The organism is Brucella oryzae, from assembly GCF_041929965.1.
Taxonomy (GTDB): domain Bacteria; phylum Pseudomonadota; class Alphaproteobacteria; order Rhizobiales; family Rhizobiaceae; genus Brucella; species Brucella oryzae.
Window position 1 is genome coordinate 83,805 of the sequence record NZ_JBHEEO010000017.1, and the last position, 6,000, is coordinate 89,804.

Genomic DNA, 6,000 nt, shown 5'->3' on the forward strand with positions numbered 1-6,000 from the left:
TTTTTGGATTCAGCTGGGACGGGATAGTTTCAGGCTCCTGCGCACCACGCTTCCCCCTCATCCTGAGCCTGTCGAAGGACGAGGGTAGGCGCTCTGCGTTTCTCTCGCCCTTCGAGACGCCGTTTTCAACGGCTCCTCAGGATGAGGGAAAAGGAAGCATATTCTTTGAACCAATAAGCTTGCAAGGTCATGCCCGTTACAGGGCGCGGTATTTCGTTTGCGGTTGCAGGGCTCTCAAAATCTGTTATGCATGTTTGTGCCGATTTATGCATGATTGTGCATGATAGGATGGTGATGATGACAGAGCTTCTGCTTCACGAAAGACAGGCGCGCATTCAGGAACTGCTACAACAGTCGGGCCGTGTGCTGGCGGTTGAATTGGCGGAAAGCTTCGGCGTGTCCGAAGATACGATCCGGCGCGATCTTCGCGAGATGGCGGCGGCGGGGCTTTGCAGGCGTGTCTATGGCGGCGCGTTGCGCGCGGTGCCTGAGCCCTCTCCGCTTGCTGAACGGAATTCCGAGCGACCACAGGCGAAGGCTGCACTGGCCGCAGCCTTGGTGGAACTGGTCGAACCCGGCATGACCGTGTTTCTCGATGCGTCTTCGGTGAACACGGCTCTGGCGCGGCTTCTGGTCGAACGCGGTGAAGCCATTACCGTCGTCACCAATACGCCGTCCATTGCTGCAATTCTCATGGGCTCATCGGAGATCGAGCTGATCATGATCGGCGGACCTATCGACCGGCGGGTGAGTGCTGCCGTTGGTGCGCGTGCCTTGCGCGATGCTGAATTGTTGCGCCCTGATCTCTGTGTTTTGGGTGCGTGCGGTATTGCCGCCGAAATCGGCGTGACGGCACTGCATCTGGACGATGCGGAATTCAAACGGGTGATTGCCGGGCGCAGCCGGATAGTGGCGCTTGCCATTACAAGCGACAAGCTTGGTACGGTTGCCGCCCATGACGTCGTTCCCTTGGCTGATGTCGGTGTCATGGCTGTCGAATATGATGCGGATGAAGCAGCGCTTGCGCCCTATGCGGCATCAGGTATGAAGATTTTACGTGCGGCAGCGGACCGCAACTGAGGGATAGATGGAACAGGTTTCCGGACGAGAAGATGCGGCGCCTGCGCGTGCGCCGATTATAACCAGAGAGCGGATTGCCGTTGCGCTTCTCTTTCTGATGAACGGTTATATTTTCGGTGGCTGGGCCCCGAAAATCCCGGAATTCGCCGCGCGTCTGGGGCTCGACAGCGCCGGTATGGGACTGATGATCCTCGTCTTCGGCCTTGGTTCCCTGGCCATGATGCCTGTTGCAGGCGCTCTGTCCGCACATCGCGGTTCGGGCCTTGTGGTGCGCATTTTTGCACTTACCTTTATCCCCGCACTGTTGGTGATCGCGCTGGTGCCGAATGTGGTCACGGCTGTGATCGTGATGTTCTATTTCGGCGGGACCATGGCTGCGATGGATGTCTCCATGAATGCCAATGCGGTGGCCGTCGAAAAGAAGATGCGCCGGGCGATCATGTCCTCCTGCCATGCTTTCTGGAGCCTTGGCGGTCTCATCGGTGCCGCGACGGGCGGTTTTCTCATCGCGCAATTCGGGTCGACCGTTCATGCGCTGGTCACGACGATTGTCGCCGCCATCCTGATCGCCATTGCCTGGCCTTCGATCATTCCGGATACGGAGCATCATCACCCCAGTGGCGAAAAGCAGAAACTTACCTTGCCGCGCAGTCCTCTACCCTGGCTTGTCGGTGTCATGGCGCTGTTTTCCATGGTGCCGGAAGGGGCGATTCTCGATTGGGGCGCCTATCATATGCGCCAGGACTTGGGCGCGTCCGTTACGGTCGCGGGCTTCGGGTTTGCGGCATTTTCGGGTTCAATGGCGATCATGCGTTTTGCAGGCGATCTGGTGCGTGATCGTTTCGGTGCGGTTAAAACGCTGCGCGCCTGCACGATCATCGCTATCATCGGAATGCTGATCGTCGGTTTCGGAAACAGCTCGGCAACCGCGATTGTCGGCTTTGCGATCTGCGGGATCGGCATTTCCAATATGGTGCCGATAGCCTTCTCGATGGCTGGCAACATGCCGGGTGTCAACCCAAGCGTCGGGCTGTCGATAGCCACAACGCTCGGTTATTCCGGCATGTTGGTGGCGCCCTCCCTGATTGGCTTTGTTGCCAAGCACAGTGGCTTCGGCGTGGTGTTTCTGGCGCTTCCGGCTCTGCTGCTGGTGGTGCTGGCCTTCTCAAGTCTGGCCCGATACGCGGATCAAAAACATTAGCCTCCAAATACTGAGTTCATTCCGCCGTCCAGCCGCCGTCAACGGGAATGGCAGCGCCGTTGATCTGCGCTGCCGCATCGCTTGCGAGGAAAACGGCCACGGCGCCGATCTGTGCGGTAGTGACGAATTCCTTCGTCGGCTGCTTGTCGAGCATCACGTCGCGGATCACGGTTTCCCGATCCATGTGATAGGCTTTCATCTGGTCCGGTATCTGTGCCTCGACAAGCGGGGTCAGAACGTAGCCGGGACAGATGGAATTGGCGGTGATCTTTGCGGTTGCAAGTTCCAGCGCCAGCGTTTTAGTGAAGCCGACAATGCCGTGCTTGGCGGCCACATATGCCGATTTGAACGGCGATGCCACGAGGCCGTGTGCTGAAGCGATATTGATGATGCGGCCCCAGCCGCCCTTGCGCATATGCGGGATCGCGGCAGCCGAGGTGTGAAAGGCCGATGTCAGGTTTATCGCGATGATGCGGTCCCATTGCTCGGTCGGAAATCCCTCGACCGGAGATACATGCTGAATACCGGCATTGTTGACGAGAATGTCCACACTGCCGAACTGCTCTACCGTTTCTGCGATCAGCTCGCGGCATTGGTCGGCCTTCGACATGTCGGCAGCGATATAGACCGCGCTGACGCCATGTTCCGAGCCCAGCTTGGCCGCGAGCGCATGGTCCTCATCATGGTCGGTGAATGAGTTGATCACGACGTTGTGTCCTGCCGCCGCCAGTGCATGGGCTATACCAAGTCCGATCCCGGAATTCGATCCGGTGATGATTGCGGCCTTGCGGGCAGATGGGTTGGTCATTGGCGGCTCCTCCTTGTCAATCACGACATAATGAGAGGGCGACATTGCCTCGGCAAGCGATTATATAAAGCGAAAGCCGGATATACGCAGACCCAGATAAATGCGGGCGTTGACATTCGCGTCGCGCTGCGCCACCTGAAAACAGGTACAGTTAAGAACAGAGTAAAATGTCTTCCGAGACCGTCAGCTATTTTTCGCATCCATTTCCTCGCCGCCAGTCGGTTGGCGTCAGTGTCGGTGGCGTTATCGTCGGCGGCGGAGCGCCCGTCGTCGTGCAGTCAATGACCAATACGGACACCGCAGATGTGGATTCCACGGTCGCGCAGGTGGCCGCACTTCACCGTGCCGGTTCGGAAATCGTGCGCATTACGGTGGATCGTGATGAATCGGCGGCCGCAGTTCCGAAAATTCGCGAACGGCTGGAGCGTCTTGGCCATGACGTGCCGCTGGTCGGCGACTTTCATTATATCGGTCACAAGCTGCTCGCCGATCATCCGGCCTGCGCGGAAGCGCTTGCAAAATATCGCATCAATCCGGGCAATGTCGGCTTTAAGGACAAGAAGGACAAGCAGTTCGCCGATATCGTCGAAATGGCGATCCGTTATGACAAGCCGGTGCGTATCGGCGTCAATTGGGGATCGCTCGATCAGGAACTCCTGACCACGCTAATGGACCGCAATCAGGACGTCGGCGCGCCATTGAGTGCACAGGAAGTCATGCGCGAGGCCATCGTGCAGTCGGCGCTGATTTCCGCCAATCTTGCTGAAGAGATCGGTCTTGGCCGCGACAAGATCATTCTGTCTGCCAAGGTCAGTCAGGTGCAGGACTTGATCGCCGTCTATACGATGCTGGCGCAGCGTTCCAATCATGCACTGCATCTGGGCCTGACCGAAGCGGGTATGGGCACCAAAGGTATCGTTGCTTCTTCGGCGGCGATGGGCATTCTGCTGCAGCAGGGTATTGGCGATACGATCCGCATTTCGCTGACCCCGGAACCGGGCGGCGACCGCACCCGCGAAGTGCAGGTGTCGCAAGAGCTTCTGCAGACCATGGGCTTCCGTCAGTTCATCCCGATCGTTGCGGCGTGTCCCGGTTGCGGACGCACGACGTCGACAGTGTTCCAGGAACTGGCGCAGACCATTCAGGACGATATTCGGCGCAACATGCCAGTCTGGCGCGAGAAATATCCCGGTGTGGAAGCGCTGTCGGTGGCGGTGATGGGCTGCATCGTCAATGGTCCGGGCGAATCGAAGCATGCCGATATCGGCATTTCCCTTCCCGGTACGGGCGAAACGCCGTCCGCACCGGTTTTCGTCGATGGCAAGAAGGTCACGACCCTGCGCGGCCCTGGCATTGCCGAAGAATTTCAGAAGATGGTTGCCGATTACATCGAAAACCGCTTCGGGCTTGACCGGAAGATCGCGTCTTGAGGCGTTGTTAATTCTGTCGTTCGGCGATGAAGCGGGCGGATTGCTTGAGAATATCGGCGTCCTTGCCGAAGGGCGTCAGCAGGCTTTCCGCCTGAGCGACGAGGCCGGATAATTGTTTGCGCGTCCAGTCGATGCCGTGGAGTGAAACAAGCGTAGCTTTTCCAGCGGCGGCATCCTTGCCGGTGGCCTTGCCCATCGCCTCAGCGTCGGCGGTCACATCCAGAAGATCGTCTGCCAGCTGGAAGGCCAGACCGATGGCCGAACCGAATTCGGCCATACGCTCGCGGTCTTCGCTGGATGCATTGGCGATGATGGCTCCGGCTTCGCAGGCGAAACGGATCAGCGCTCCGGTCTTCATTGCCTGTAGCGTGATGATGCCGGCTTCGTCAGGCTTGCTGGTTTCGGCCATCAGATCTAGAGCCTGTCCGCCCACCATACCTCCGAGGCCGGATGCGCGGGCAAGCGCTGAAACCAGCTGCACGCGAATTGCTGCATCGAGATCGGTTTCATCTGACGCGATAATGTCGAAAGCATAGGTCAAAAGGCCGTCACCCGCCAGAATGGCGGCGGCTTCATCAAATGCCTTGTGCACGGTCGGCTGACCGCGCCGGAGATCATCATCGTCCATAGCTGGCAGGTCGTCATGGACAAGCGAATAGCAGTGAATGCATTCGAGTGCGGCAGCAACACGCAGAACAGCGTCGCCACTTTTGCCGAACAAAGCGGCACTTTCGACAACGAGAAAAGGCCGGAGGCGCTTGCCGCCGTTCAGGACACCGTGGCGCATAGCGGCGAGCAGCCGTTCCGGGCGGGCGATTTCTCCTGTCCGCAGGCGCTGGTCCAGAAGGCCCGTCAGTGCCATTTCCACTTCCGTGGCACGATGGTTGAGAACGGCGGTGAAATCGGTCGACAGCTTTTCCATGGCAAAGGGGATGGACGAAAGCGCTGAATTGGTCAACTGGCCACAACGATCAGCACAGGCTTTTTCATTTGAACGTCACGAAACAGCGTGTTGCGACTGGTTTTCCCGGTTGGATTATGGAATCGGGTTCAAACTTGTTAAGGAATGGTTTATGTCGCTTGGAGGCGCAGCAGGCGGGTGGACGTGGCGAAAATCATCCTCAAGAGCAAGAACGGACGCAATTATCTGGCAGACCCCGTTTGGGGGCGGCGGATTGCTCTCGCGCTCAAGATTCTCGTGATTCTAGCCGTGCTGCCGATTTTCCTGCTTCTTGTGTATTCCGTGCCCTTCGTCCGCCCGATTTCGACCTTGATGGTCAAGGACTACGTTCTATTGCAGGGCGTGGATCGCAGATGGGTCAGTATCGATGATGTCGCGCCGGTTCTCGTCAATTCGGTGATGATGGCTGAGGACGGCCAGTTCTGCAGTCATGGCGGGGTGGATTGGCATCAGCTGGGGCTGGTTCTGGATGATGCAGGCGAGGGTGGGCCGAGCCGCGGCGCTTCCACGATCACGATGC

6 protein-coding genes are annotated in these 6,000 nt (G+C 58.4%); 4 read left to right on the forward strand and 2 right to left on the reverse strand.

The features are described from left to right. Positions 1-294: 294 nt before the first annotated feature. Positions 295-1,080, forward strand: a complete 786-nt coding sequence (locus JNC70_RS16695; RefSeq protein ID WP_104756569.1) for a DeoR/GlpR family DNA-binding transcription regulator — start codon at positions 295-297, stop codon at positions 1,078-1,080. 7 nt (positions 1,081-1,087) lie between these two features. After that, positions 1,088-2,281 carry an MFS transporter gene (locus JNC70_RS16700; RefSeq protein ID WP_104756556.1) on the forward strand — a complete coding sequence of 398 codons (1,194 nt, stop codon included), beginning with the start codon at positions 1,088-1,090 and terminating at the stop codon, positions 2,279-2,281. Between the two features lie 16 nt (positions 2,282-2,297). Here JNC70_RS16700 and JNC70_RS16705 read toward each other — a convergent pair whose 3' ends face one another. Further along, positions 2,298-3,089, reverse strand: a complete 792-nt coding sequence (locus tag JNC70_RS16705) for a 3-hydroxybutyrate dehydrogenase (RefSeq protein WP_104756557.1) — start codon at positions 3,087-3,089, stop codon at positions 2,298-2,300. 167 nt (positions 3,090-3,256) lie between these two features. Here JNC70_RS16705 and ispG point away from each other — a divergent pair, with 167 nt between their 5' ends. Continuing rightward, the gene (ispG, locus tag JNC70_RS16710; protein ID WP_104756558.1) at positions 3,257-4,519 is read left to right on the forward strand and encodes a flavodoxin-dependent (E)-4-hydroxy-3-methylbut-2-enyl-diphosphate synthase; all 1,263 of its coding nucleotides are present in this window, start codon (positions 3,257-3,259) and stop codon (positions 4,517-4,519) included. A gap of 7 nt (positions 4,520-4,526) precedes the next feature. On the opposite strand, the gene JNC70_RS16715 is transcribed toward ispG, so the two are convergent. Continuing rightward, the gene (locus JNC70_RS16715) at positions 4,527-5,441 is read right to left on the reverse strand and encodes a polyprenyl synthetase family protein (protein WP_104756570.1); all 915 of its coding nucleotides are present in this window, start codon (positions 5,439-5,441) and stop codon (positions 4,527-4,529) included. Between the two features lie 183 nt (positions 5,442-5,624). Between JNC70_RS16715 and JNC70_RS16720 the strand changes: the two genes are divergently transcribed. Beyond that, positions 5,625-6,000: transglycosylase domain-containing protein (locus JNC70_RS16720; RefSeq protein WP_374788729.1), on the forward strand; the 376-nt coding region annotated here is incomplete at its 3' end.

Bases quoted from the DNA above. Each gene is read 5' to 3' on its own strand.
- JNC70_RS16705 (WP_104756557.1), bottom strand. From the start codon at position 3,089: ATGACCAACCCATCTGCCCGCAAGGCCGCAATCATCACCGGATCGAAT.
- JNC70_RS16700 (WP_104756556.1), top strand. From the start codon at position 1,088: ATGGAACAGGTTTCCGGACGAGAAGATGCGGCGCCTGCGCGTGCGCCG.
- ispG (WP_104756558.1), top strand. From the start codon at position 3,257: ATGTCTTCCGAGACCGTCAGCTATTTTTCGCATCCATTTCCTCGCCGC.
- JNC70_RS16695 (WP_104756569.1), top strand. From the start codon at position 295: ATGATGACAGAGCTTCTGCTTCACGAAAGACAGGCGCGCATTCAGGAA.
- JNC70_RS16715 (WP_104756570.1), bottom strand. From the start codon at position 5,441: ATGGAAAAGCTGTCGACCGATTTCACCGCCGTTCTCAACCATCGTGCC.